The 23,500-nt window shown below is 72.1% G+C and carries 23 protein-coding genes; 17 read left to right on the forward strand and 6 right to left on the reverse strand.

All coding sequences use genetic code 11. The features are described from left to right. Positions 1–150 precede the first annotated feature (150 nt). Entirely contained in the window at positions 151–594 is a 444-nt protein-coding gene (locus ACILR4_RS03000; protein WP_395699337.1) for a hypothetical protein, read from the forward strand. A gap of 23 nt (positions 595–617) precedes the next feature. Continuing rightward, complete coding sequence (locus tag ACILR4_RS03005) at positions 618–989, forward strand: hypothetical protein (RefSeq protein WP_395699338.1); 372 nt, start codon at positions 618–620, stop codon at positions 987–989. 24 nt (positions 990–1,013) lie between these two features. Here ACILR4_RS03005 and ACILR4_RS03010 read toward each other — a convergent pair whose 3' ends face one another. Next, positions 1,014–1,523, reverse strand: a complete 510-nt coding sequence (locus ACILR4_RS03010) for a DUF1993 family protein (protein ID WP_395699339.1) — start codon at positions 1,521–1,523, stop codon at positions 1,014–1,016. Between the two features lie 97 nt (positions 1,524–1,620). On the opposite strand from ACILR4_RS03010, the gene ACILR4_RS03015 reads away from it, so the two are divergent. From ACILR4_RS03015 to ACILR4_RS03040, 6 genes are read left to right on the forward strand one after another with little or no spacing between them, the layout of a single operon-like run. Beyond that, positions 1,621–2,628, forward strand: a complete 1,008-nt coding sequence (locus ACILR4_RS03015) for a D-2-hydroxyacid dehydrogenase family protein (RefSeq protein WP_395699340.1) — start codon at positions 1,621–1,623, stop codon at positions 2,626–2,628. Next, positions 2,625–3,803 (forward strand): MFS transporter, encoded by a 1,179-nt coding sequence (locus ACILR4_RS03020; RefSeq protein WP_395699341.1) that lies wholly within the window; start codon positions 2,625–2,627, stop codon positions 3,801–3,803. The genes ACILR4_RS03015 and ACILR4_RS03020 overlap by 4 nt, the downstream gene beginning before the upstream one ends. Next, a complete protein-coding gene (locus ACILR4_RS03025; RefSeq protein ID WP_395699342.1) occupies positions 3,796–4,401 on the forward strand; it encodes a chromate transporter in 606 nt (201 codons plus the stop codon). Before ACILR4_RS03020 ends, ACILR4_RS03025 begins: the two co-directional genes overlap by 8 nt. Continuing rightward, a complete protein-coding gene (locus ACILR4_RS03030; protein ID WP_395699343.1) occupies positions 4,398–4,967 on the forward strand; it encodes a chromate transporter in 570 nt (189 codons plus the stop codon). The genes ACILR4_RS03025 and ACILR4_RS03030 overlap by 4 nt, the downstream gene beginning before the upstream one ends. Positions 4,968–4,971: 4 nt before the next feature. Further along, a complete protein-coding gene (locus tag ACILR4_RS03035; protein WP_395699344.1) occupies positions 4,972–5,637 on the forward strand; it encodes a LysE family translocator in 666 nt (221 codons plus the stop codon). Positions 5,638–5,655: 18 nt separating this feature from the next. Next, entirely contained in the window at positions 5,656–6,015 is a 360-nt protein-coding gene (locus tag ACILR4_RS03040; protein WP_395699345.1) for a hypothetical protein, read from the forward strand. 19 nt (positions 6,016–6,034) lie between these two features. Here the strand turns inward: ACILR4_RS03040 and ACILR4_RS03045 are convergent, their stop codons facing one another. Continuing rightward, positions 6,035–7,570, reverse strand: coding sequence for a Y-family DNA polymerase (locus ACILR4_RS03045; protein WP_395699346.1), 1,536 nt, complete (start codon positions 7,568–7,570; stop codon positions 6,035–6,037). Positions 7,571–7,591: 21 nt separating this feature from the next. After that, positions 7,592–8,653, reverse strand: coding sequence for a translesion DNA synthesis-associated protein ImuA (gene imuA, locus ACILR4_RS03050; RefSeq protein ID WP_395699347.1), 1,062 nt, complete (start codon positions 8,651–8,653; stop codon positions 7,592–7,594). A gap of 84 nt (positions 8,654–8,737) precedes the next feature. Between imuA and msbA the strand changes: the two genes are divergently transcribed. After that, positions 8,738–10,462, forward strand: coding sequence for a lipid A export permease/ATP-binding protein MsbA (msbA, locus tag ACILR4_RS03055; protein ID WP_395699348.1), 1,725 nt, complete (start codon positions 8,738–8,740; stop codon positions 10,460–10,462). A 19-nt stretch (positions 10,463–10,481) separates the two neighbouring features. Continuing rightward, positions 10,482–12,047, forward strand: a complete 1,566-nt coding sequence (locus tag ACILR4_RS03060; protein WP_395699349.1) for a phosphatidylserine/phosphatidylglycerophosphate/cardiolipin synthase family protein — start codon at positions 10,482–10,484, stop codon at positions 12,045–12,047. Between the two features lie 27 nt (positions 12,048–12,074). Here the strand turns inward: ACILR4_RS03060 and ACILR4_RS03065 are convergent, their stop codons facing one another. Continuing rightward, positions 12,075–13,337, reverse strand: coding sequence for a putative Na+/H+ antiporter (locus ACILR4_RS03065; protein WP_395699350.1), 1,263 nt, complete (start codon positions 13,335–13,337; stop codon positions 12,075–12,077). A gap of 169 nt (positions 13,338–13,506) precedes the next feature. Here ACILR4_RS03065 and ACILR4_RS03070 point away from each other — a divergent pair, with 169 nt between their 5' ends. The 7 genes from ACILR4_RS03070 to ACILR4_RS03100 all read left to right on the forward strand — a co-directional run bounded on the left by ACILR4_RS03070 (position 13,507) and on the right by ACILR4_RS03100 (position 22,328). Further along, positions 13,507–14,094: a peroxidase-related enzyme gene (locus tag ACILR4_RS03070; protein WP_395699351.1), complete on the forward strand. Its 588-nt coding sequence runs from the start codon at positions 13,507–13,509 to the stop codon at positions 14,092–14,094. A 7-nt stretch (positions 14,095–14,101) separates the two neighbouring features. Then, the gene (locus ACILR4_RS03075) at positions 14,102–14,974 is read left to right on the forward strand and encodes an aldo/keto reductase family oxidoreductase (protein ID WP_395699352.1); all 873 of its coding nucleotides are present in this window, start codon (positions 14,102–14,104) and stop codon (positions 14,972–14,974) included. 70 nt (positions 14,975–15,044) lie between these two features. Beyond that, positions 15,045–15,878, forward strand: coding sequence for a hypothetical protein (locus ACILR4_RS03080; protein ID WP_395699353.1), 834 nt, complete (start codon positions 15,045–15,047; stop codon positions 15,876–15,878). 154 nt (positions 15,879–16,032) lie between these two features. Further along, complete coding sequence (locus tag ACILR4_RS03085) at positions 16,033–16,398, forward strand: hypothetical protein (RefSeq protein ID WP_395699354.1); 366 nt, start codon at positions 16,033–16,035, stop codon at positions 16,396–16,398. A 154-nt stretch (positions 16,399–16,552) separates the two neighbouring features. Further along, complete coding sequence (locus ACILR4_RS03090) at positions 16,553–17,878, forward strand: TolC family protein (RefSeq protein WP_395699355.1); 1,326 nt, start codon at positions 16,553–16,555, stop codon at positions 17,876–17,878. Then, positions 17,875–19,179 (forward strand): efflux RND transporter periplasmic adaptor subunit, encoded by a 1,305-nt coding sequence (locus ACILR4_RS03095; RefSeq protein ID WP_395699356.1) that lies wholly within the window; start codon positions 17,875–17,877, stop codon positions 19,177–19,179. Before ACILR4_RS03090 ends, ACILR4_RS03095 begins: the two co-directional genes overlap by 4 nt. A gap of 20 nt (positions 19,180–19,199) precedes the next feature. Further along, the gene (locus ACILR4_RS03100) at positions 19,200–22,328 is read left to right on the forward strand and encodes an efflux RND transporter permease subunit (protein WP_395699357.1); all 3,129 of its coding nucleotides are present in this window, start codon (positions 19,200–19,202) and stop codon (positions 22,326–22,328) included. Here ACILR4_RS03100 and ACILR4_RS03105 read toward each other — a convergent pair. Together ACILR4_RS03105 and ACILR4_RS03110 are read right to left on the reverse strand one after the other, a co-directional pair. Next, positions 22,312–22,941 carry a copper-binding protein gene (locus ACILR4_RS03105; RefSeq protein WP_395699358.1) on the reverse strand — a complete coding sequence of 210 codons (630 nt, stop codon included), beginning with the start codon at positions 22,939–22,941 and terminating at the stop codon, positions 22,312–22,314. The two genes, ACILR4_RS03100 and ACILR4_RS03105, sit on opposite strands and share 17 nt — an antisense overlap. A gap of 47 nt (positions 22,942–22,988) precedes the next feature. Continuing rightward, positions 22,989–23,486 carry a plastocyanin/azurin family copper-binding protein gene (locus ACILR4_RS03110; RefSeq protein ID WP_395699359.1) on the reverse strand — a complete coding sequence of 166 codons (498 nt, stop codon included), beginning with the start codon at positions 23,484–23,486 and terminating at the stop codon, positions 22,989–22,991. Positions 23,487–23,500 lie beyond the last annotated feature (14 nt).

Consider the following 23,500-nt stretch of genomic DNA (forward strand, 5'->3'; position numbering starts at 1 on the left):
TTCTCCACCTCCGTCTTCGGATCGGCCAGCGTAGCAGGCCGGCACGGCACCGAACTGGCGGCAAAACCCTGGGCTGTTCGACGATTCGGCCCGGCGCCCGGATCGAACAATTGGCTACAGCCGTGCGGTTTTGCGGTCGATATCAGATCCATGAACACGCTGCACCACCTCATCCTCCACCGGTCTTCTCGTCTGGCCCGCGACAGCGGCTCGCCCAGCAGCCTGATGACGCGCGTCGAGGTGTGCCCGCCGGCGCTGTGGCCGTCGTCGCTGACCTTCTGGGGTCGGGCCAGGCGCTGGCTGGACCGTTCGCCCTGGATGCCCCAGGCGCAGCGCCCGGTGAACCGGCTGGCGCTGGTCAAGCAGGAATTCCGCCTCAGCCTGGACGACCTGCGCTCGCCGGAGGCCTCGCAACTGGGCGACCGCATCGAGCGCGCGCGTTCGTTGCGCGAGCTGTGGCATCTGCGCTCGGTCCTCTACCACCTGCTGGCCACCGCCTTCACGCAGGCCGAAGCCGAGCGCCGCATGGAGCGGCTGAACCGCCATTTCCCGGTGCGCGCGCCACGCAACGGGCCGCAGCCCGCAGCCCTTTGACACCCGCGCCGCGCCGACGCCCGATGCAAGCCCCGCCGCCCCGTCACTTCCTGCGTGTCGCTTCGGGCGCGCGTGCGCCCAACGCGCCGGTGGCGGACATCGGCCTGTCACAGGAGCGGCTGACCCGCATGGCCGCCCGCCGCAGCTTCGTCGAGATGAAGCAGCGCTTCATCGACGCGGTGGCCCACGTGCAAGGCAGCCGCGGCGACTGGCTGCGCCACCAGGTGCGCCAGACCCAGGAGCCGGTGGACCTGTGGCTGCTGCGCGGGGCCGTGTTCGCGGCGCTGCGTGGCGTCGACGAGCAGGCCCACCGCGTGCGGCTGGACTTGCACCGCGCGCTCGACAGCATCTTCCCGGACGCCGGCGAGCTGACGCCTTTCATGCCATTGACTTGACGGCCCCCAGAGGGGCCGAGCCGGTCAGCCCACGTTCAGGAAGTCCTGCTTGCCCAGGTCCACGCCGTTGTGGCGCAGCAGCGCATACGTCGTCGTGCAGTGGAAGAAGAAGTTCGGCAGCGCCCAGTGCTTCAGGAAGAACTCGCCCTTGAAGTGCAGCGGGTCGCGGGTGCGCATCGGCAGCACGATCTCGCGCTCTTCGCTGCCATCCACCGCGTCAGCCGGCACCGACTGCACATAGTCGATGGTCTTCTGGATGCGCTCGCGCAGCTCGGCCAGGCTGGTCTCGTTGTCCTCGAACTTCGGCGGCTCCACGCCGGCCAGGCGCGCGACGCAGCCCTTGGCTGCGTCGCTGGCGATGCGGATCTGTGCAATAAAGGGCAACATGTCCGGTGCCAGGCGGGCCTGCAGATAGACCGCGGGATCGAACTTCTTGGCGGCGGCATGGGCCTCGGCCTTGTCCAGCCACTTCAGCATGGCGCCGAGCTGGCGCACGAAGATGGGCACGCTGGCCGAGTGCATGGAAATCGTCATTCAGGGTCTCCTCGCCGGGGCATCCGGCTGTTCGAGCGCGCGATGCTAGCGCCGACACGATTGCTTTGCAGGACGCGGCAGAATCGCCGACGCTGCCATGAACATCATCATCCTCGACGACTATCAGGATGCCGTGCGCAAGCTGCGCTGCGCGGCGCGCCTGGAACACCTGAACGCCAAGGTCTTCACCAACACGGTCAAGGGCATCGGCCAGCTGTCGGTGCGGCTGCGCGATGCCGACATCCTGGTGCTGATCCGCGAACGCACCCACTTCCCGCGCGCGCTGCTCGAGAAGCTGCCCAAGCTGAAGCTGATCTCGCAGACCGGCCGCGTCGGCCCGCACATCGACGTGGCCACCTGCACCCGCATGGGCATCGCGGTGGCCGAAGGCGTCGGCTCGCCGGTGGCGCCGGCCGAGCTGACCTGGGCGCTGATCATGGCCGCGATGCGCCGGCTGCCGCAGTACATCGGCACGCTCAAGCACGGCGCCTGGCAGCAGTCGGGGCTGAAGTCGGCCTCGATGCCGCCGAACTTCGGCATCGGCATGGTGCTGCGCGGCAAGACCCTGGGCGTGTGGGGCTACGGCAAGATCGGCCAGCTGCTCGCCGGCTATGGCCGCGCCTTCGGCATGCAGGTGCTGGTGTGGGGCAGCGAGGCCTCGCGCCTGAAGGCCGCGGCCGACGGCCATGAGGCCGCCGAATCACGCGAGGCCTTCTTCGAAGCCGCCGACGTGCTGTCCCTGCACCTGCGGCTGACCGATGCCACGCGCGGCCTGGTGACGCTGGACGACCTGTCGCGCATGAAGCCCACCGCGCTGTTCGTCAACACCTCGCGCGCCGAGCTGGTCGAGGAGAACGCGCTGGTCTCGGCGTTGAACAAGGGCCGGCCTGGCATGGCCGCGGTCGACGTGTTCGAGACCGAGCCCATCCTGCAGGGCCACCCGCTGCTGCGGCTGGAGAACGCGGTGTGCACGCCGCACATCGGCTATGTCGAGCAGGACAGCTACGAGCTGTACTTCGGCGCCGCGTTCGACAACGTCATCAATTTCATCCGCAACGAGCCGACCAACCTGGTGAACCCGGAAGCGCTGAAGGTGATCCGGTGACCGAAGCGCACCGCGGCGCGCGCTGGGCGCTGCTGTACGGCAACTTCACCATCGGCTGCGGCGTGATGGTGGTGGCCGGTGCGCTGAACGACCTGGTGCGCTCGCTGCAGGTGAGCGTCGCGGTGGGGGGCCAGTTGATCGCGGTGGCCGCGGTGGTGATGGCCGTCGGCGCACCGCTGATGGCTGCCGTGGTGGCCGGCATCGACCGGCGCCGGCTGCTGACGCTTGCGCTGCTGTGGTTCGGCCTGGGCCATGGCCTGTCGGCGCTGATGCCGAACTACGCCGCGCTGCTGCCGGTGCGCGCGCTGTCGGTGCTGGGCGCGGCGGTGTTCACGCCGCAGGCGGCCGCGGCCATCGGCGTGATGGTGCCGCCCGAGCAGCGCGGCCGCGCCATCACCTTCGTGTTCCTCGGCTGGTCGGTGTCGTCGGTGCTGGGCATGCCGCTGCATGCCTACATCGGCGAAGCCTTCGGCTGGCGCCATGCCTTCGGCCTGGTGGCGCTGCTGGCGCTGGCCGGCGCGGCCTGGGTCTGGCGCGCGATGCCCGACGGCGTGCGGCCCGCGGCGCTGTCGCTGGCGCACTGGCGCCAGGTGTTCACGCACCCGGTGCTGATGGCCATCGTCGCGGTCACCGCGCTCAGCGGCGCGGGTCAGTTCACGCTGTTCTCGTACATCGCGCCGTACTACCGCCAGGTGCTGGGCGCGAGCGCCGGCCAGATCAGCCTGATGTTCCTGTGGTACGGCGCGGTCGGCGTGTTCGGCAACGTGCTGCTGTCGCGCCACATCGACCGCTTCGGCACCGACCGCGCGGTGGCGCTGCTGCTGGGCTGCATGGCGCTGTCGCTGCTGGCCTGGCCACTGGGCGCCACGCTGCCGCTGATGGTGCTGGTGATCGCGCCGTGGGCGCTGGGCTGCTTCGCGTCGAACTCGGCGCAGCAGGCGCGCCTGAGCCTGGCGGCCCCGGCGCTGGCGCCCGCGCTGGTGGCGCTGAACAGCTCGGCCATCTACGTCGGCCAGGCGCTGGGCGCCTCCAGCGGCGGGGCGATCATGGCGCAGCAGGGCTTCGGCCCGCTGCACTGGGTGGGGTCCGCGTGGATGCTGGCGGCGCTGGCCTTGAGCCAATGGGCCGCCCGTCGCAGCCGTGGCCCGCGGCCACCGGAGGCCGCGCTTGGTTGAGCCGGTCGTCGCGCCCGCCAGCCCGCCGGTGCTGCGCAAGCCCGCATCGCCGTTGGAGATCTTCCGCGTCTTCAACCGCCTGGCGCTGCAGGGCTTCGGCGGCGTGCTGCCGATCGCCCACCGCGAGCTGGTCGAGCGCGAGCAATGGCTCAGCCCGCAGGGCTTCGTCGAGCTGCTGGCATTGGGCCAGGTGCTGCCGGGACCGAACATCATCAACCTGGCGCTCATTTTCGGTGATAGGCACTTCGGGCTGCGTGGTGCCTTCGCGGCGATCGGCGGGCTGCTGCTGGCGCCCACCGCCATCGTGCTGGGCCTGAGCCTTCTGTACCGGCAGTTCGCCGACCAGCCGCTGGTGGTGGCCGCGCTGCGCGGCATGGGCGTGGTGGCCGCCGGGCTGGTGATCGCCACCGCGGTGAAGCTCACGCGCACGCTGGACGGCAACCCGCTGGGCCGGCCGCTGGGCTATGCCTTCGGCGCCGCGACGCTGCTGATGGTGGGCGTGCTGCGCTGGCCGATGGTGTACGTGGTGCTGGGCCTGGGCAGCGTGGGCATGGCGCTGGCCTGGTGGCGGCTGCGCCCGACAGGAGCCAGCCCATGAGCACCGAGCTGTGGACCCAGCTGGGCCTGCATGGCCTGGGCTGGCGCGAGCTGCTGCAGCTGACCGGACACTTCATGCTGCTGTCGATGCTGGCGGTGGGCGGTGCCATCACCACCGCCCCGGACATGCAGCGCTACCTGGTGCAGGAGCACGGCTGGCTGGGCGATGCCGACTTCACCTCGTCGGTGGCCATCGCGCAGGCGGCGCCGGGGCCGAACATCCTGTTCGTCGCGCTGGTGGGCCTGAACGTGGCCGGCCTGGCCGGGCTGGTGGCGACGATGGCCGGCATCATGCTGCCGTCCTCGGTGCTGGCCTGGGGCGTGGGCAGGCTGCGCCGCCAGCACCGCGATTCACTGTTGTTGAAGGCCTTCACCGCCGGCCTGACACCGCTGACGCTGGGCCTGCTGGCCTCCACGGGCTGGGTGCTGCTGGCGCCCACGCGCGCGCACTGGGGCACCTGGCTGCTGGTGGCGTTGACGGTGCTGGTGATGGTGCGCACCCAGCTCAGCCCGCTGTGGCTGATCGCTGCCGGCGCGGTGGCCGGCATGCTGGGACTGACGGGGTAGAACGATGCTCGGCCTGTTCGACGGAATCCACGACCTGCCGCTGTTCATCGGCGCGGGGCTGCTGCTGAACATCACGCCGGGCGCAGACATCGCGCTGATCGCGGCACGCACCGCGGCGCTGGGCTTTCGCGGCGGCGCGGCAGCGGCGCTGGGCGTGGGCGCCGGCTGCATGCTGCATGCGGCCGCCGCGGCGCTGGGGTTGTCGGCGCTGCTGGCGGGCTCGGCCACCGCGTTCACCGTGATCCGCTGGGTCGGCGCGGCCTACCTGGTGTGGCTGGGCTTCTCGATGCTGAGGGCGCGCGCGCAGGCCGGACCGGCCGACGGCACGGCGGTGGCGCCGGCGGCCGGCGCCAGCTTCGGCCGCGTCTTCGCGCAGGGCTTCCTGACCAATGCGCTGAACCCCAAGGTGGCGCTGTTCTTCCTGGCCTTCGTGCCGCAGTTCATCGAGCCGCAGGCGCCGAGCAAGGCCGTCGCCTTCCTGGTGCTGGGGCTGGTGTTCAACGTCAACGGCACGCTGGTCAATGTCGCGCTGGCCTGGCTGCTGGCCGCGCTGCGCCAGCGCTGGCGCGGCGGCAGCGGCCGGCTCGGGCTGTGGCTGACGCGGGGTGCCGGCGCACTGTTCGTCGCGCTGGGCATACGGCTTGCCCTGATCGATGTGAACGCACGTTGAGTCGACGGGAGTGATGCGATGAATCGAATGTTCTGGATGGGTGGACTGCTGCTGGCGCTGGCGGTACCGCTGGCGCAGGCGCAGGGCGCGGCGTCGGCGGCAACCGCCAACCAAGGCGTGGTCGAGAAGGTCGAGAAGGCCGTCGAGCATGGCGCGAAGACCGCCGCCAGCGCGGTGGCGCATGGCGCCAAGGTGGCCGCCAGCGGCGTCGAGCGCGGCGTCAAGGCGGCCGCCAGCGGTGTTCAGCGCGGGGCCAAGGCGGCTGCCAGCGGCGTGCAGCGCGGCGTCCATGCCACGGCCAAGGCGGTGGATTCGGTGGCGCACAAGGTGGTGGGGTCGGCCTCGGCTGCGTCTGCGGCGTCGAAGCCGGCCGATTGAGCGCAGGGCCGAGCCTGGCTCAGCCGAAGCGCCCCTGCAGGCACCAGCCCTGGCCCTGCCCCGGCGGCAGCGGCAGGCGCTCGCAGAAGATCCACAGCAGCGCGCCATCCGGCAGGCCGGCGATGTAGTAGTCGCGCGTCACCAACCCCTCGTCCCACCAGCCGGACTCGATGCGCTCCGGCCCGGCCAGCAGCTTCAGCGGCCGCCCCTCGTACAGCGGCTGGCCTTGCCGTTCCTGCAGGGGCAAGGGCTCCGGCAGCAGCCACACCGGGCGCAGCAAGCTGCGGTCGCGGCCCACCGGCTTCGGTGGGGCTGCCGCGCTGGCGGCCAGCACGGCCGCGGCATTCGCCGGTTCGACCGCCGTGCTGCGCTCGGGCCGGTGATCGGCCACCGCCCGCAGGCTGCACACCTGCTCGCGGCCCAGCCGTGCCTGCAGGCGCTCGACCAGGCGCGTCAGGCCCTCGCGCTCGGTGGCGCGGGTGGGAAACAGCTCGGCATTCGGCACCGCGCCGGGCACCAGCGCGTCGCTGTGCAGGCTGAGTTCGAGCGCCGGCGCCGGCAGCGGCAGGCGCGCCAGCCGTTCGGCCAGCAGCTGCTGCAGGTGGCCGATGTCGACGGCCGGCTCGGCCAGCGCGATCTCCAGCGTGCTGTGCGGCGGCACCTGGCTGTCGCTGCGATGACGTGGTTCATGGTGGGCGCGCAGCGTGAAGGCCCCGATGCGGCCGTGCAGCGCCTGCGCCCAGGCCACCAGCCGCGCCAGCAGCACGCGCGCGCCGGCCAGCAGTTGCGCGCTGGTGTCGGCGCGGGCGAACAGCTCGAGCCGGCTGTCGAAGCGCGGTGGCGCCATCACCCAGCGCTGCGGCTCGGGCGCGTCGCCACGGGCCCGGTCCAGCTCGTTCAGCAGTTCGGGGCTGAAGCGCCGTGCCAGCCCGCTGCGCGGCAGGCTGCGCAGATCGCCCAGCGTGCGCAGGCCCATGCCCTGCAGCGCTTCCCAGTGCTCGCGGCCGGGGCCGAGCAGCCACACCGGCGCGGCGTCGAGCCAGCGGCGCAGCACCATCAGGTTGTCGCTGTGCGGGCCAAGCGTGAGGTCGGCGCGCCAGCGCGCCAGCAGCGCCGCACCCAGCGCGGTGGGCGCCGTGGCGATCTGCAGCTGATGGCCCAGCGGCTGCAGGGCCTGCTGCAGCAGGTCGATCAGGCGCGGCAGGCCGCCGAAGTAGCGCAGGCTGGCGCGCACCTCCATCTGCAGGCCGGCACGGCCGGGCTCGTCGCACACCACGACCGAGGGCGTGAAGGCCAGCGCGGCATGGGCCAGCGCCTGCAGCGCCTGCGCATCGCGGTGCGCATCGGCCTGGCCCAGCAGCGCATTGGGCGCCAGCGCCAGTGCCGTGGCGCGCTTGAAACCGGGCTTGACGCCCAGCGCGCGGGCCGCGGCATCGGCCTGCACGACGCGGTGCTCTTCGATCAGCACCCGCGGCAGGCCGGCGAGCGCCGGGTCGAGCGTGCTGGCGAAGGTCTCCAGCGACAGCAAGGGCAGATGAATCCCGATCCACAGCATCGCGCCGGCCGACCATGGTGTTCAAGACCGCGACGGATCGGCCGGCAGCCGCGCCATCTGCTCGGCCATCGCGTTCAGCGCGGCAAGCCGGGCCTGCGCGGTGCTCGAAGCCTGCGGCGCATGCTGCAGGCGCCAGGCCAGGGCCGATTCGGCACCCTGCTGCTGCTGCAGGCGGTCTTCCTCCTCCGGGCCCAGCACCGGCACCAGCCGCAACGAGAGCGGCCGCTGCAGCGGCGGACCGCGGCGCTTGAGCAGCTGCAGCCTGAGCCGGTCGACACCGGCCGATTGCAGCTGCAGGCGCAGCGGCGCGGGGCTGGGGCGCTGGCTGGCGGCCATTTCGCGGAACACGAACGCCGGTCCGTCATGCGCCTGCGCGGCCAGCTGCAGCCGGCGCAGCGCATCAGCCTTCAGCGGCGGCGGCAGCCAGGCCAGGATGGCGCCGGCATGGCCGCTCTTGAGCGCCTGCTCCAGCGCCCACAGCACGTCGGCGCTGGGCAGCAGGCGCTGCAGGGGCCCGGGGCGCGATAACGCGGAAACGGGGCGGCCATGCGGATTGCGGCCGCGCACGACCAGCCATTGCCGCGCGTCCAGCCCCAGCGCGGCCAGCGCGCCGGCATGCAGGCCGGCCGGCGGGTCGAACAGCATCACGCAGCGGCCGGCGCCGGCCGCTTCTGCGCCGGCCGCCGCGCGCAGCACATGCGACGACCGGGCGATGGCGGCCAGCGCCGGCGCCAGCAGGCGCATCTCGCCCAGGCCGGCATGCGGCAGCAGCAGTTCGGTGAGCATGCGGTGCGGCCAGCCGCCGCCGGGCAGCTCGGCATCCAGCACGGCAAAGCCGCTGGCGGTGACCACCTGCAAGCCGCCGCCCAGCTGGTCGGCCCGCCACAGCGCAGGGTGCAGGTCTTCGGGCGCGGGGGGCGGGTCTTCCGGCGCGGGGTGCGGCTCCGGGCCGCCGGGCGCCGGCGCCGCCGCCCCCCCAGCCGGCGAGGCCACCGGCTGCGCCTCCTCCGGCGGCGGCACGCACAGCGCCGCATTGGCCGAGACGGCCTGGTCATCGAAGGGCAGCGAGAGGTTCACGAACATACTGTAGTTTCATACAGTATCCGTGGCAAGCCCCGGACCCGCGTCGCCGGCACGCCACACGCCTGCGCCGATAATCGGCGCCCCATGCCGTCCCTGCTGCAGCGCTTCTCCCGCATCGCACCGTATTTCCGCCACAGCCGCTGGGCGCTGGTCGTCGCGATGGTGGGCTCGCTGATCGGCGCGGCCACCGAGCCGCTGATCCCCGCGATGATGAAGCCGCTGCTCGACCAGGGCTTCTCGGCGCGCGCGCTGCCGCTGTGGCTGGTGCCGCTGGCCATCGTCGGCATCTTCGTCGTGCGCGGCATCTCCGGCTTCGTCGCGCAGTACGCGCTGTCGTGGGCCGCGCACCGCGGCGTGCAGGACCTGCGGCACGAGCTGTTCGAACGCATCCTCACCGCCGAGCCGGCCATGTTCAGCCGGAACACCGCCAGCGGGCTGACGAACACGCTGGTCTACGAGGTGCAGTCCGGCGCGCAGCAGCTGATCAACTCGCTGCTGACGCTGGTGCGCGATTCGCTGACGCTGCTGGCGCTGCTGGTCTGGCTGCTGTGGCTGAACTGGCAGCTCACCCTCTTCGTCGCGGTGCTGTTCCCGTCCGTGGCCTGGGTGATGCGCACGGTGGGCTCGCGCCTGCACCGGCTGACGCGCGAAGGCCAGGACGCCACCGACGCGCTGGCCTACGTGGTCGAAGAGAACGTGCTGGCCTGGCGCATCGTGCGCATGCATGGCGCCGGCCCCGCGCAGGCCCGGCGCTTCGACACCCACGCGCAGAAGATGCGCCGCGTGCTGATGAAGATCGTCGCGGCCGGCGGCGCGATGACGCCGCTGACCCAGGTGTTCACCGCACTGGCGCTGTCGGCGGTGATCGTCGTCGCGCTGTGGCAGAGCCACAGCGACGGCGCCACCGTGGGCGGCTTCGTCGCCTTCATCACCGCGATGCTGATGCTGGTGGCCCCGGTCAAGCACCTGTCCGACGTGATGGCGCCCATCACCCGCGGTCTGGCCGCGATCGAGCGCGGGCTGGAGCTGATCGACCAGAGCCCGCAGGAACGCAGCGGCAGCCACGACCCTGGCCGCGCACTTGGCGAGATAGCCCTCGACGGCGTGACGCTGCGCTACCGCGACAGCACCAGCGCCGCGCTGGACGGCCTGAGCCTGACCATCCGCCGCGGCGAGACGCTGGCGCTGGTCGGCCCCTCGGGCGCCGGCAAGTCCTCGATGATCAACCTGCTGCCGCGCTTTGCCGAGCCCACGGCGGGCCGCATCAGCCTGGACGGCGTGCCGCTGGACGGCTGGAACGTCGACGCGCTGCGGCGCCAGTTCGCGCTGGTGAGCCAGGACGTGGTGCTGTTCAACGACACGGTGCTGGCCAACATCTGCCTCGGCGCCGAAGCCGACCCGCAGCGCGCCCGCGCGGCGCTCAAGGGCGCGCACCTGCTCGAGTTCGTCGACAGCCTGCCGCAGGGCCTGCTGAGCCTGGTCGGCCACAACGGCAGCCAGCTCTCCGGCGGCCAGCGCCAGCGCCTGGCCATCGCCCGCGCGCTGTACAAGGACGCGCCGATCCTGATCCTCGACGAAGCCACCTCGGCGCTGGACAGCGAGAGCGAGCGCGCGGTGCAGGAGGCGCTGGACGAGCTGATGCAGGGCCGCACCACCATCGTCATCGCGCACCGGCTGTCGACCATCGAGCATGCCGACCGCATCGCGGTGCTCGAAGCCGGTCGCCTGGTCGAGCTGGGCCCGCATGCCGAACTGCTGGCGCGCGGCGGCGTGTACGCGCGGCTGCACGCGATGCAGTTCCGCAGCTGATGCCACGCCGGGCCGCGCCATGCCACTGCATCGCCTGCACCTGCTGCTGCTGATCGCCGTGCTGGCCCTGGCCGGCTGTGCCGGGCTGCCGCCGCGCGGCACGCCCGCGCCGTCGCAGGCCTTCACCGACACCGGCCAGACCGCGCTGGCCCGCATCGCCGAAGCCAGCCGCCCGCCGGGCGAGACGGCGCCCTCGGGCTTCCGCGTGCTGCCGGCCGGCGAGTACGCGCTGAACGCGCGCCTGGCGCTGGCGCAGCGCGCGCAGCGCTCGCTGGACCTGCAGTACTACCACCTGCACAACGACCACGCCGGCCGCCTGCTGCTGCGCGCGCTGCGCGATGCCGCCGCGCGCGGCGTGCGGGTGCGCCTGCTGCTCGACGACTTCTACGCCGCCGAGGTGGACGAGCTGCTGCTGGGCCTGGCCGCGCACGACAACGTCGAGGTGCGGCTGTTCAACCCGCTGCCGCTGCGCCGCGGCCCGCCGGTGCTGCGGCTGCTGCTCTCGCCCGGCGACTTCGAGCGGCACAACCACCGCATGCACAACAAGCTGTTCGTCGCCGACAACGCGATGACCCTCTACGGCGGCCGCAACATCGGCGACGAGTACTTCATGAGCGCGCGCGACGCGAACTTCGTCGACTTCGACGTGCTGTCCACCGGCCAGGTGGTGCAGGACATGTCCGCCGTGTTCGACCGCTACTGGAACAGCGACGTGGTGTGGCCGCTGCACAGCGTGCTCGCGGCGCCGGCCGATGCGGCCGCGGCACGCGCGCAGTTCGACGCCGCGGTGCGCGCGCTGCCGCCGGTGGTGGCCGACTACGAGATCGACCCGCTGGGCCAGCCGCCGGTGGAGCAGCAGCTGGAGGCGGGCCGCCTGGCCCTGATCCACGGCCGGGCCCAGGTCTTCGCCGACCCGCCGGCCAAGGCCATCGACGGCGCGCCGGGCAACCGGCCGACCGATGCAATGCAGGGGCTGCTGCAGGCCTTCACCACCGCGCGGGTGCAGCTGACCATCGTCTCGCCGTACTTCGTGCCCAGCGAGGTCGGCATGTCGATGATGCGGCTGGGCGCCCGGCACGGCGTGCGGACGGTGCTGTTCACCAACTCGATCGCCTCCACCGACGAACCGCTGGTGCACGCGCACTACAGCCGTTATCGCACCGAGATGCTGCGCCTGGGCGTGAAGATCTACGAGTTCAACCCGACGCAGACCCAGCGCACGCGCACCTTCGGCAGCTTCGGCCGGTCGACCCCGCGCCTGCATGCCAAGGTGGCCATCGTCGACCGGCACCGGCTGCTGGTCGGCTCGGTCAACTTCGATGCCCGCTCGGCCATCGGCAACACCGAGATGGGCGTGGTGATCGACAGCCCGCCGCTGACCGAAGGCCTGATCCGCATGATGGAAGGCCGCAGCGGCGCCAACCTCTACCAGCTGCGCCTGGCGGCCGACGACACGACCATCGAGTGGCATGGCACCGATGAGTCCGGCCAGCCCACCGTCAGCACCGAAGAGCCCAACGCCAGCGCCTGGCTGCGCTTCAAGCTCTGGCTGCAGTCGCTGTTCGTCGAGGAACGGCTGCTGTAGCGTGCCCGCGGCGCGCCGGGCCCGCGATCACAGCAGCGCCAGCGCCAGCGCCGCCACCGCGGTGGGCAGCAGGGCCCCGAGCGCGAGCCCGGCGGCCCCCACCGACTCGTCGGCGAAGCCGCGCCGCAGCAGCGCCACGCCGGCGGGATTCGGCGCATTGGCGATCACCGTCAGGCCACCGCCGGCCACGGCACCGGCCACCAGCATGTACTTCGACGCGGCCGGCATGTCCGGAATCAGCGAGCCGAGGTAGGTGAGCGCCGCGTTGTCGGTGATCGCGGTCAGGCCCAGCGCGCCGAAGAACAGCGCCACCGGCCCGAGCCCGGACACCACCGGCTGCAGCCACCACTGCTGCATGCCGCCCAGCACGACCAGCCCGGCCAGGAAGAAGCCCACCAGCAGCCCTTCCTTCAGGATCAGCGCGTCCTGGTGCCGGTCGTAGGCCTGCGCGAAGCCCAGGAACATCAGGAACAGCGCGAGAAACGCCACCGGATGGTGGGCCAGCGCCACCACCCCGGCCAGCAGCAGCAGGTGCACGCCGATCACCAGCGCCGGCACCCGCGGCCCCCGCGGTGCGGCCGCCTCCGCCGCTGCCCCGGCCGCCAGGTCGCGGCGCAGCAGCGCGGCCGCCGCGGTCGCGTTCACCAGCACCGCCAGCGCCGACTTCCAGCCGAAGTGCGTCAGCATGAACAGGCTGTCCCACTGCCAGGTGGCCGCCACCATCAGCACCGGCGGCGCGGCATACGAGGTGAGCGTGCCGCCAATCGAGACGTTGACGAACAGCACGCCCAGCGCCACGTACTTCTTCCACTCCGGCAGGCCGGGGCGGAACACCAGCGGCGCCAGCAGCAGCGCGGCCAGCGTCATCGCGGCCGGCTCGGTGACCAGCGAGCCCAGCAGCGGCACCAGGGCCAGCCCGAGCCAGACCGTGGCCAGCGGCCGCGGCAGCGGCAGCAGCCGGGCCAGCGCGCCGACCGTCATCAGCACCGCCTGCAGCACCGGGCGCGAGGCGGCGATCACCATCACGACGAACACGAACAGCGGCTCGGTGTAGTTGCGCGATTCGGCATAGCCCAGCGCCTGGCCGCCGCCGGCCAGCAGCGCCATCGCCAGCACCAGCACGATGGCCCAGAAGCCGAACACCACCTCCACCTCGCCGAGCAGGTGGAACAGGCCCGCGTGGCGCGGAAAGCGGCGCGACAGGCGCTCGAACTGCTTGGCGGCAAAGGTGTGCAGCAGCGCGACGGCAAAGATCGCGGCGGCGGTGACCTGGATGGCAGGGGTGTTCATGGGCGGCAGGGGTCGTGACGGTACCGCGCGGCGGCCCGACCAGCGCTTGAAACCTGCTGCGCGCCGCGCCCACCAGGCCGCGCCCAACACCCGCGGCCGAGTCTACCCAACGCGGGCCGGGTGCGCGCGCTATGCTGCCGCTCCCGACTCCGCACTCCACGCCCCCGCCATGCCCCGCATCAGCCGCTACCCGGTGCCCGAACTCGCCGACCTGCCCGAGGACATGCGCCAGCGCATCCTCGAGGTGCAGCAGAAGGCCGGCTTCGTGCCCAACGTGTTCCTCGCGCTCGCGCACCGCCCCGCCGAATGGCGCGCCTTCGTCGCCTACCATGACGCGCTATTGCTCAAAGACAGCGGCAGCCTGAGCAAGGGCGAGCGCGAGATGATCATCGTCGCCACCTCGGCGGCCAACCAGTGCCTGTACTGCGTGGTGGCGCACGGGGCGATCCTGCGCATCTACGAGAAGAAGCCGCTGGTGGCCGACCAGGTCGCGGTGAACTACCGCAAGGCCGACATCACGCCGCGCCAGCAGGCCATGCTCGACTTCGCGATGAAGATCAGCCAGCGCTCGCACGAGGTCGACGAGGCCGACTTCGCCACGCTGCGCGGCCATGGCTTCGACGACGAGGACATCTGGGACATCGGCGCCATCAGCGCCTTCTTCGGCCTGTCCAACCGCATGGCCAACCTCACCGGCATGCGGCCGAACGACGAGTTCTACCTGATGGGCCGCCTGCCGCGCGAGAAGAAGGCGTGAGGGCCGCATGAGCCTGGTCCTGTCGCGCATCATCGCCGGCGCCTGGCGGCTGGACCAGTGGCAATGGTCGCCGCAGCAGCGCCTGCGCTGGATCGAGGACAACCTGGCGCTGGGCATCAGCAGCTTCGACCACGCCGACATCTACGGCGCCTACACCGTCGAGGCGCTGTTCGGCGAAGCGCTGGCGCTGGCGCCCGGCCTGCGCGATCAGCTGCAGCTGGTCAGCAAGTGCGGCATCCGGCTCGCGGTGCCGGCGCGCCCGGGCGACCTGATCCACCACTACGACACCTCGGCCGCGCATGTGCGCGCTTCGGTCGAGCAATCGCTCGCCGCGCTGCGCACCGACCGCCTCGATCTGCTGCTGATCCACCGGCCCGACGCGCTGCTGGAAGCCGACGAACTGGCGGCCTGCTTCGAGGCGCTGCGCCGCGAAGGCAAGGTGCTGCACTTCGGCGTCTCGAACTTCTCGCCCGCGCAGTTCGCGCTGCTGCACAGCCGCATCCCGCTGGTGACCAACCAGATCGAGCTGTCGCCGCTGCACCGGCAGCCGCTGCACGACGGCACGCTGGACCAGTGCCAGCAGCTGGGCCTGCGGCCGATGATCTGGTCGCCGCTGGCCGGCGGCCGCCTGTTCACCGGCGAGGACGATGCCGCGCGCCGCGTGCAGGCGGAGCTGCAGCGTCTATCAGGCGAATTGAGCGTCAGCGCGACCACGCTGGCCTTCGCCTGGGTGCTGCGCCATCCGAGCCGGCCGCTGCCGATCATCGGCTCGCGGCGCATCGAGGCCGCGCGCGAAGCCGTCGCCGCGCTGCAGCTGAAGCTCGACGCGCAGCAGTGGTACCGGCTGTGGCGCGCCGGTGCCGGGCACGACGTGCCCTGAACGCATGGGCTCGCAACAATTGCAGCACGGCGCCAGCGCGCCTGAAACGCGGGCGCGGCAGCATGCCGGCATGTCCTCAAGCCGCTCCTGCCGCCTGCGTTTGCTGTTCAACCTGCTGGCCGCGGCCAGCCTGCTCAGCTGCGCGGCCGCCGCGCTGTCACTGCGCGCCGAGGCCGCGCCGGCCGCATCGGCCGCCGGCGCCGCCATCACGCCGGCAGCCGAGCTGCGCCCCTTCCTGCAGCAGCACTACGGTGCCTACGACGCACGCCGCCAGGCCTGGCCAGGCCGCGCTGCAGACGCCGGCCCGCCGCGCCGCTACACCGTCTGCGCCGACCGCCTGCTGCCCGGCGGCACGCAGCGCCTGCTGGCGGTGTGCGGCGCCATCGAAGGCGCGGCCGCGCATGTGGAATCGGCCCGGCTCGACCTGTACCAGCTGCGCCAGCAGGCCGGCCAGTGGCAAATCGAGCTGCAGCTCACCGGCCTGGAGACCGGCAACTTCGGCGAGCCCGGCGAACTGCGCACGCTGCAGCTTGGCGCCGGCTGGTACGGCTTCGCGGTGCTGGACGGCTACACCGGCCAGGGCCAGACCATCGACAGCCTGCACCTCTATGCGCCGACGAAGCGCGGCCTGGCCGAGGTGCTGGCGCTGAACGTCGGCTACGAGAACAGCGGCCTGCCCGAAGGCGAGGACGGCAAGCCGCGCGCCGCCACCTGTCGGCAGATCGAGCGCCGCTGGCGCCTGGACGCCTCGCAGCCCGCGGCCGCGGCCTACCCGCTGCGCATCGACGAGACACAGCAGATCGGCGCCGCGCGCCAGCCGCGGCACCTGCAGCACGCGCTGACGTTCGACGCCACGGCCGGCCGCTACCGCCTGCCACCGACGCTGCAGCCCTGGCTGGAATAGGCGGCCCGCAGGGGCTGCCGAGCGGCGCGACACGACGCCGCATTCGCAGCGCCAATTGCGCAACATCAAGAACGGGGGCGGGGTCGTCGGCCAACAATGGGTGCTCGACATGCCCGTGCCCTTCATGGTTCCGCGCCGCCACGCCCTGTTCAGGATGACCGCCCGTCTGCTGGCGGCATGGCTGCTGCTGTTGGCCAGCGGCCTGGTCAACGCCTGCGTGCTCACGCCCGGCGCCGGGCCCGCAGCGTCGGGCACCAGCATGCCGACCTGCTGCCAGGGCGAAGACGGCGCCGCGACCACGACATCGGCCTGCGCGCAGTACTGCCACGACAACGCCGGCAGCCTGCAATCGGCCACACCGGCCTTCGATGCCGGCGCGGCACTGGGCATGGCCCTGCTGCCGACGCGCGCCCTGGCGCTGGCGGTCGGCCTCGACCGGCCCGTTGAACGCCCTGCCGCCGCACCGCCGCCGCTGGCGCGCGTGCCGGCGCGCATCGCCTTCCGGCACCTGACGCCCTAGCGCGCCAAGTCAGCGTCATCCGTCGCGGCCTGCGCAAGGCCTGGGACCTGGCGTTGTCGCCCCCGTTGGCGGGCAATCCGTGCATTGCCGCCCGCCCGCTGCCCTGCCGGCCCTGGGCCCCTTGATTTGCCCCTTCATTCGCCCCTGCACCACGATGGCCACGAACCTGCCTGAACCCGGTGCCGCGCCGACCCCGCCGGCGCGCCGCCTGCGCCGCCGCAGCGCCATGGCGCTGCTGACCCTGCTGCTGCTGGCCCCGCCGACCCGGGCCACCGATGCGAACGACGCGCTGGCCAGCCTGCTCGCCCAGGCCCGGACCCAGAACCCCGAGCTGGCCGCGATGCGGCTCGACGCCGATGCGATGCGCCAGCGCCTGCCGGCCGCCGGCGCCTGGCCCGAGCCGACGCTGCGGGTGGAGCAGGAGGACCTGTCATGGCGCCGGGGCTCGCCCGACCCCGCCCGCCTGCCCTGGCGTGCCGCCGAGACCCGCTACACGCTGCTGCAGCCCCTGCCGGGCTGGGGCCAGCGCGCGCTGCGGCGCGACGCCGCGCAGGCCGATGCCCGCGCCGCCGAATCCCGCAGCCAGGGCCTGTGGCTGGAGCTGGCCTCGCGCATCAAGGGCGCGTACCTGCAGCTGGTGCTGGCCGTCGGCAGCGAAGGCCTGGCGCGCGAACAGGCCGAGCTGCTGCTGCGCCTGGAACAGCTGGCCCGGGCCCGCTATGCGGTCGGCCTGGCCGCGCAACAGGACGTGCTGCGCGCCCAGCTCGAGCAGAGCGCGCTGCGCGCCGAGCTCATCGGGCTGCAGGCCGAGCAGCGCCAGGCCCGCAGCAGGCTGGACACCCTGGTCGGCCCCGAGGCCACGACGACCGCGCTGGCCGCGGCGCCATCGCCGCCGCCACTGCCGCCCCTGCCGTCCCCCGCGCCGCTGGATGCCGCGGCGCTGACCCGGCGCGCGCTGGCCGCAAGCCCGGTGCTGGCCGCCGAGCAGGCGCGGCTGCAAGGCGCCGAGGCCAGCCGCGACCTGGTGCGCAGCCAGCGCTACCCGGCGCTGCAGATCGGCATCGCGCCCACGCAGATGGGCTCGCGCGTCAGCGCCTGGGGCCTGATGCTCGAAGTGGGGCTGCCGCTGCAGCGCGAAGCCCGCGCGGCGCAGGAACGCGAGGCCGAGGCACTGCTGGCCGCACAGCGCGCCCGCACCGAGGCCGTCGCCCGCCAGCTGCAGGGCGAGCTGGCCGAGCAACTGGCCGCACTGGAGGCGGCGCAGCGCAACGACGCCCTGCTCCAGCACGAACTGCTGCCGCGCGCGGAACTGAGCCTGCAGTCTGCGCTGGTCGCCTACGAAGCCGGCAAGGCCGACTTCGCGACGCTGCTGGACGCCCAGCGGCAGATCCGCAAGGCACGCCAGGACCGCCTGAAGACCCAGGTCGAGGCCCGGCTGAGGCTGGCCGACATCGAACGCCTGGTGGGAGAAGCACCATGAAGCCCGTCGTACCCGCGCTCGCCGCGCTGCTGCTGTCGCTCGCCACCGGGGGCGGCTACTGGCTGGGCTCGCGCTCGCAGGCAAGGCCCCCGGAGGCCGCGGCGGCCGCGCCGGCCACGCCGGCGGCGCGCCGACCGCTGTACTACCGCAACCCGATGGGCCTGGCCGACACCTCGCCCGTGCCGAAGAAGGACTCGATGGGCATGGACTACATCCCGGTCTACGCCGACGAGGCCGAGCCGCCCGCAGCCAGCACCAGCGGCATGGCGCCGCTGCGCATCAGCACCGAGAAGGTCCAGAAGCTGGGCGTGCGCACCGAGGCCGCGCAGCTGCGCCCGCTGGCCCGCCTGCTGCATGCGGCCGGGCGCGTCGAGCCGGACGAGCGGCGCATCGCGCTGGTGACGCCGCGCTTCGAGGGCTACGTCGAACGCCTGCTGGTCAATGCCACCGGCCAGGCGGTGGCCGCGGGCCAGCCGCTGTTCGAGGTCTACAGCCCCGAGCTGCTGGCCGCGCAGCGCGAGTACGTGATCGCGATGCAGGGCCTGCAGGCGATGCAGGGCGCCGGCGAGGCCTCGGCTGCGGGCATGCGCCAGCTGGCCGACGCCAGCCTGGCACGGCTGCGCCTGTGGGGCCTTGCGGAGGAAGAGATCGCGGCGCTGGTGCGCACCGGCGAGCCGCGGCGCAGCGTGACGCTGCGCTCCCCGGTGGCCGGCATCGTCACCGAGAAGAAGGCGCTGCAGGGCATGCGCTTCATGCCCGGCGAGGCGCTGTATCAGGTGACCGATCTGTCGGCCGTGTGGGTGCTGGCCGACGTGCCCGAGCAGGACCTCGGCCTGCTGAAGCTCGGCGCCAAGGCCTGGCTGCGCTTCGACGCCTTCCCGGGCCAGCGCTTCGAGGGCCGCGTGGCCTACCTCTACCCGACGCTGAAAGCCGAGACGCGCAGCGCCACGCTGCGCATCGAACTGCCGAATCCGCAGCGCCTGCTCCGGCCGGCGATGTTTGCGCAGGTCGACGTGGCCGCGGGCAGCGCTGCGGCGGTGCTGACCGTGCCGGACTCGGCCGTCATCGACACCGGCACCCGCCGCCTGGTGCTGGTGCAGCGCGGCGAAGGCCGCTTCGAGCCGCGCGACGTGACGCTCGGCGCGCGTGGCGATGAGCACGTCGAGGTGCTGCAGGGCCTGCAGCCCGGCGAACAGGTGGTCGTCGCGGCCAACTTCCTGATCGATGCCGAGAGCAACCTGAAGGCGGTGGTCGGTGCGATGGCCGCGTCCGCCACCACGGCCGCTCCTCTCGCGCGCTAGCGCCGGCAAGGAGCATCCTCATGCTGAGCCATGTGATCCGCTGGTCGGGCCGCCATCCGGGGCTGGTGCTGCTGGCCACGCTGGGCATCGTCGTCGCCGGCATCTTTGCGCTCTTGCGCATGCCGCTGGACGCGCTGCCCGACCTGTCCGACACGCAGGTGATCGTCTACACCGAGGTACCGGGCCAGGCGCCGCAGGTGGTGGAAGACCAGGTCAGCTACCCGCTGACCAGCGCGCTGCTGGCGGTGCCGAAGTCGCGCGCGGTGCGCGGCTTCTCGTTCTTCGGCGCCTCCTTCGTCTACGTGATCTTCGAGGACGGCACCGACATCTACTGGGCCCGCAGCCGGGTGCTCGAGTACCTGAACGCCGCCGCCGCACGCCTGCCCGCCGGCGTGACGCCGACGCTGGGCCCCGATGCCAGCGGCGTCGGCTGGGTCTACCAGTACGCGCTGGTGGCCCGGCAGCGCACGCTGGCCGAGCTGCGCACAGTGCAGGACTGGTTCCTGCGCTACCAGCTCGCCAGGACGCCGGGCGTCGCCGAAGTCGCGTCGATCGGCGGCTTCGTGCAGACCTACCAGGTCACCGTCGACCCGCTGAAGCTGCGCAGCTACGGCATCCCGCTGGCCCGGGTGACGCAGGCGATCCGCGACGCGAACCGCGATGTCGGCGGCCGCGTCATCGAGATGGCCGAGACCGAGTACATGGTGCGCGGCAAGGGCTACCTGCGCGGCAAGGGCGACCTGGAGACGCTGGTGGTGAAGGCCGAGCGCGGCACGCCGGTGCTGGTGCGCGACATCGCCCGCGTCGAGCTGGTGCCCGACGAGCGGCGCGGCGTGGCCGAGTTGAATGGCGAGGGCGAGGTGGTGTCCGGCATCGCCGTGGCGCGCCATGGGCAGAACGCACTGCAGGTGATCGGCGACCTGAAACAACGCATCGCCGAAGTCGCCACAGGCCTGCCCGAGGGTGTCTCGATCCTGCCGGTGTACGACCGCTCCGAGCTGATCCACCGCGCCATCGAGACGCTGAAGCACACGCTGCTAGAAGAGAGCCTGATCGTCGCGGCGGTGTGCTTCGTGTTCCTGCTGCACGCCCGCTCGGCGCTGGTGGCCATCCTGATGCTGCCGGTGGGCGTGCTGATCGCCTTCATCGCGATGCGGCTGCTGGGCATGGACTCGAACCTGATGAGCCTGGGCGGCATCGCGATCGCGGTGGGCGCGATGGTCGACGCGGCGATCGTGATGATCGAGAACGCCCACAAGCACCTGGAGCGGCTGCCGGCGCAGGCCGCGCTGCGCGAGCGCGCCGCGGCGATGCTCGAGGCCTGCATCGAGGTCGGGCCGGCGCTGTTCTTCTCGCTGCTGGTCATCACCGTCTCGTTCCTGCCGGTGTTCACGCTGGAAGCGCAGGAGGGGCGGCTGTTCGCGCCGCTGGCCTACACCAAGACCTTCGCGATGGCCGGCGCGGCGCTGCTCTCGGTGACGCTGGTGCCGGTGCTGATGCTGCTGTTCATCCGCGGCCCGGTGCTGCCGGAGGCGCGCAACCCGGTCAACCGGGTGCTGATCCGGCTCTACCGGCCGCTCATTTCAGGCGTCATGCGCTGGAAGGGCCTGACCCTTGCCACCGCGGCGCTGCTGCTGGCGCTGAGCTGGTGGCCGGCCACCCGCCTGGGCAGCGAGTTCATGCCGACGCTCAACGAAGGCACGCTGCTGTACATGCCGGCCTCGCTGCCGGGCATGTCCATCACCAAGGCGGCCGAGCTGCTGCAGGCGCAGGACCGCATCATCCGGCAGTTCCCCGAGGTGGCCTCGGTGTTCGGCAAGGCCGGCCGGGCCAACACCGCCACCGACCCCGCGCCCACCGAGATGTTCGAGACCGTCATCAACCTGAAGCCGCAGGACCAGTGGCGGCCGGGCATGGACACCGACAAGCTGATCGCCGAGCTCGACCAGGCGCTGCAGTTCCCCGGCATCTCGAACGCCTGGACGATGCCGATCAAGGCGCGCATCGACATGCTGTCCACCGGCATCCGCACGCCGGTGGGCGTGAAGGTCTTCGGCAGGGACCTGGCCGAGATCGACCGCCTGGCGCGGCAGATCGAGACGGTGGTCAGGCAGGTGCCCGGCACCCGCAGCGCGTTCGCCGAACGCCTGACCGGCGCCAGCTACCTGACGGTGGAACCGGACCGTACGCAGCTGGCCCGCTACGGCCTGGCCGTGGGCGAACTGCAGGACGTGGTGGCCACGGCGCTGGGCGGCGAGATGGTGACGACCATGGTCGCGGGCCGCGAACGCTTCGGCGTGGCCGTGCGCTACCCGCGCGAGCTGCGCGCGAACCCGCAGCAGATAGCGCATGAAGTGCTCGTCCCGACAGCGGACGGCGCGATGCTGCCGCTGGGCCAGCTGGCCCGCGTGGGCATCGAGCGCGGCGCGCCGGCCATCCGCACCGAGAACGCGCTGCTCTCGGCCTATGTGTTCGTCGACGTCAGCGGGCGCGACATCGGCTCCTACGTCAGCGACGCGCGGCAGGCGGTGGCGCAACAGGTGAAGTTCCCACCCGGCTACTACGCCACCTGGAGCGGCCAGTTCGAGGCGATGGAGCGCGCCGGCCAGCGCATGAAGATCGTCGTGCCGGTCACGCTGCTGCTCATCTTCGGCCTGCTGTACCTGAACTTCGGCCGCCTGGCCGAGACGCTGATCGTGATGCTCTCGGTGCCCTTCGCGCTGGTGGGGGGCGTGTGGCTGATGTGGGCCCTGGACTACCACCTGTCGGTGGCCGCGGCGGTGGGCTTCATCGCGCTGGCCGGCGTGGCCGCCGAGACCGGCGTGGTGATGCTGATCTACCTGGACCACGCGTGGAGCGCCGCGCAGGCCCGCTGCCGCGACGCGGGCGGGCACGCCGGCAGCGCCGAGCTCTACGCGGCGGTGATGGAAGGCGCGGTCGAGCGCGTGCGGCCGAAGATGATGACCGTGGTGGCCATCATGGCCGGCCTGCTGCCGATCATGTGGAGCAGCGGCACCGGCTCGGAAGTGATGCGCCGCATCGCCGCGCCGATGGTCGGCGGCATGATCTCCTCCACCGTGCTGACGCTGGCGGTGATTCCGGCGATCTATGCGCTGGTGAAGCAGCGGCGCATCAGTGCTGGAGCCTGATGCGCAGGGACACCTCGGCCGCGCCCTGGTTGGTCCACATCCAGCAGTAGTCCTGGTCCAGCGGCGCCACCAGCGTGCCGCTGCTGCCGGCCACCGCCGCCTGCTGCTGCGGGTACACCACCTGCTTGCCCTGGTGGTAGTGGATGTTGAAGTCGGTCGGCGCGCTGCCTTCGAAGGACCAGGCCACCTGCTCGCCGCGGCCGAGCTTGCCGCACAGCTCGGCGAACTTCTTCGGTGCGACCTGCACCTGGCGCTCGAACACGCGGTCGGCGTTCCAGGCGATGTCGATCAGCTCGTTGCGGGCCTCGGCCACCAGGCGGGTCACGGTGATGGCGCCGTTGATCCGGTCGGCGCTGAATCGCACCTTGTCGCCTTCCTTCAGGCCCTGCAGCATCTTGGGATCGGCCACCTTGAACACCATGGTCATCGGCGGCATGTCCAGGCTTTGCAGCGGCCCGTGCTTGAGCGTGACCTTGCCCTGGGCCAAGTCGACCTTGCGGACTTCGCCATCGGCCATCGCCGCGGCGCCCGCGGCAGCCGATGCGGCACCCTGGGCCTGCGCGAGCGGCGCAACGGCAACGAGCAAGGCAGTCAACAGGCGAAGCAGCGGCATGGGCGTTCCTTTCGAAGGCGGAAGAAGTCGGGGTGGTTGGCGGGCGATCATTTGACGCTGAGCCTGCCGACCATGCCGGCCTCGAAGTGCCCGGGCTGCAGGCATGCGAACTGGAACTCGCCGGCCTTCGTGAACTGCCAGACGATCTGCCCGTTGGCGCCGGGCTTCACATGGGCCATGTTCGGATCGGCGTGCTCCATCTCCGGGAACTTCTTCATCAGCTCGGCATGCGCCTTCAGCGCTTCCGCGGTGCCCAGCACCATCTCGTGCAGCAGCTTGCCGCTGTTGTGCACCACGAAGCGCACCGTCTGTCCGCGCCGGATGGTCACATCGGCCGGCGTGAAGCGCATGGTGTCGGCCATGTCCAGGCGAATGGTGCGCACGACCTTCTTCGGGTCGCCTTCGCGTCCGAATGCCGTCTCCTCGACCTTGGCCGGGTCGTAGCGGCGGGTCGCCTCATGGTGCTCGTCGCCGTGGGCGGCGACCGGGCGCGCCGCGGCAAGACCGAGCACCGCGGCCAGTGCAAGAGCAGTGTGGCGTTTCATCAAGCGTCTCCTGA

Origin of the sequence: Aquabacterium sp. (assembly GCF_044226965.1) — a bacterium.
Taxonomy (GTDB): domain Bacteria; phylum Pseudomonadota; class Gammaproteobacteria; order Burkholderiales; family Burkholderiaceae_C; genus Pseudaquabacterium.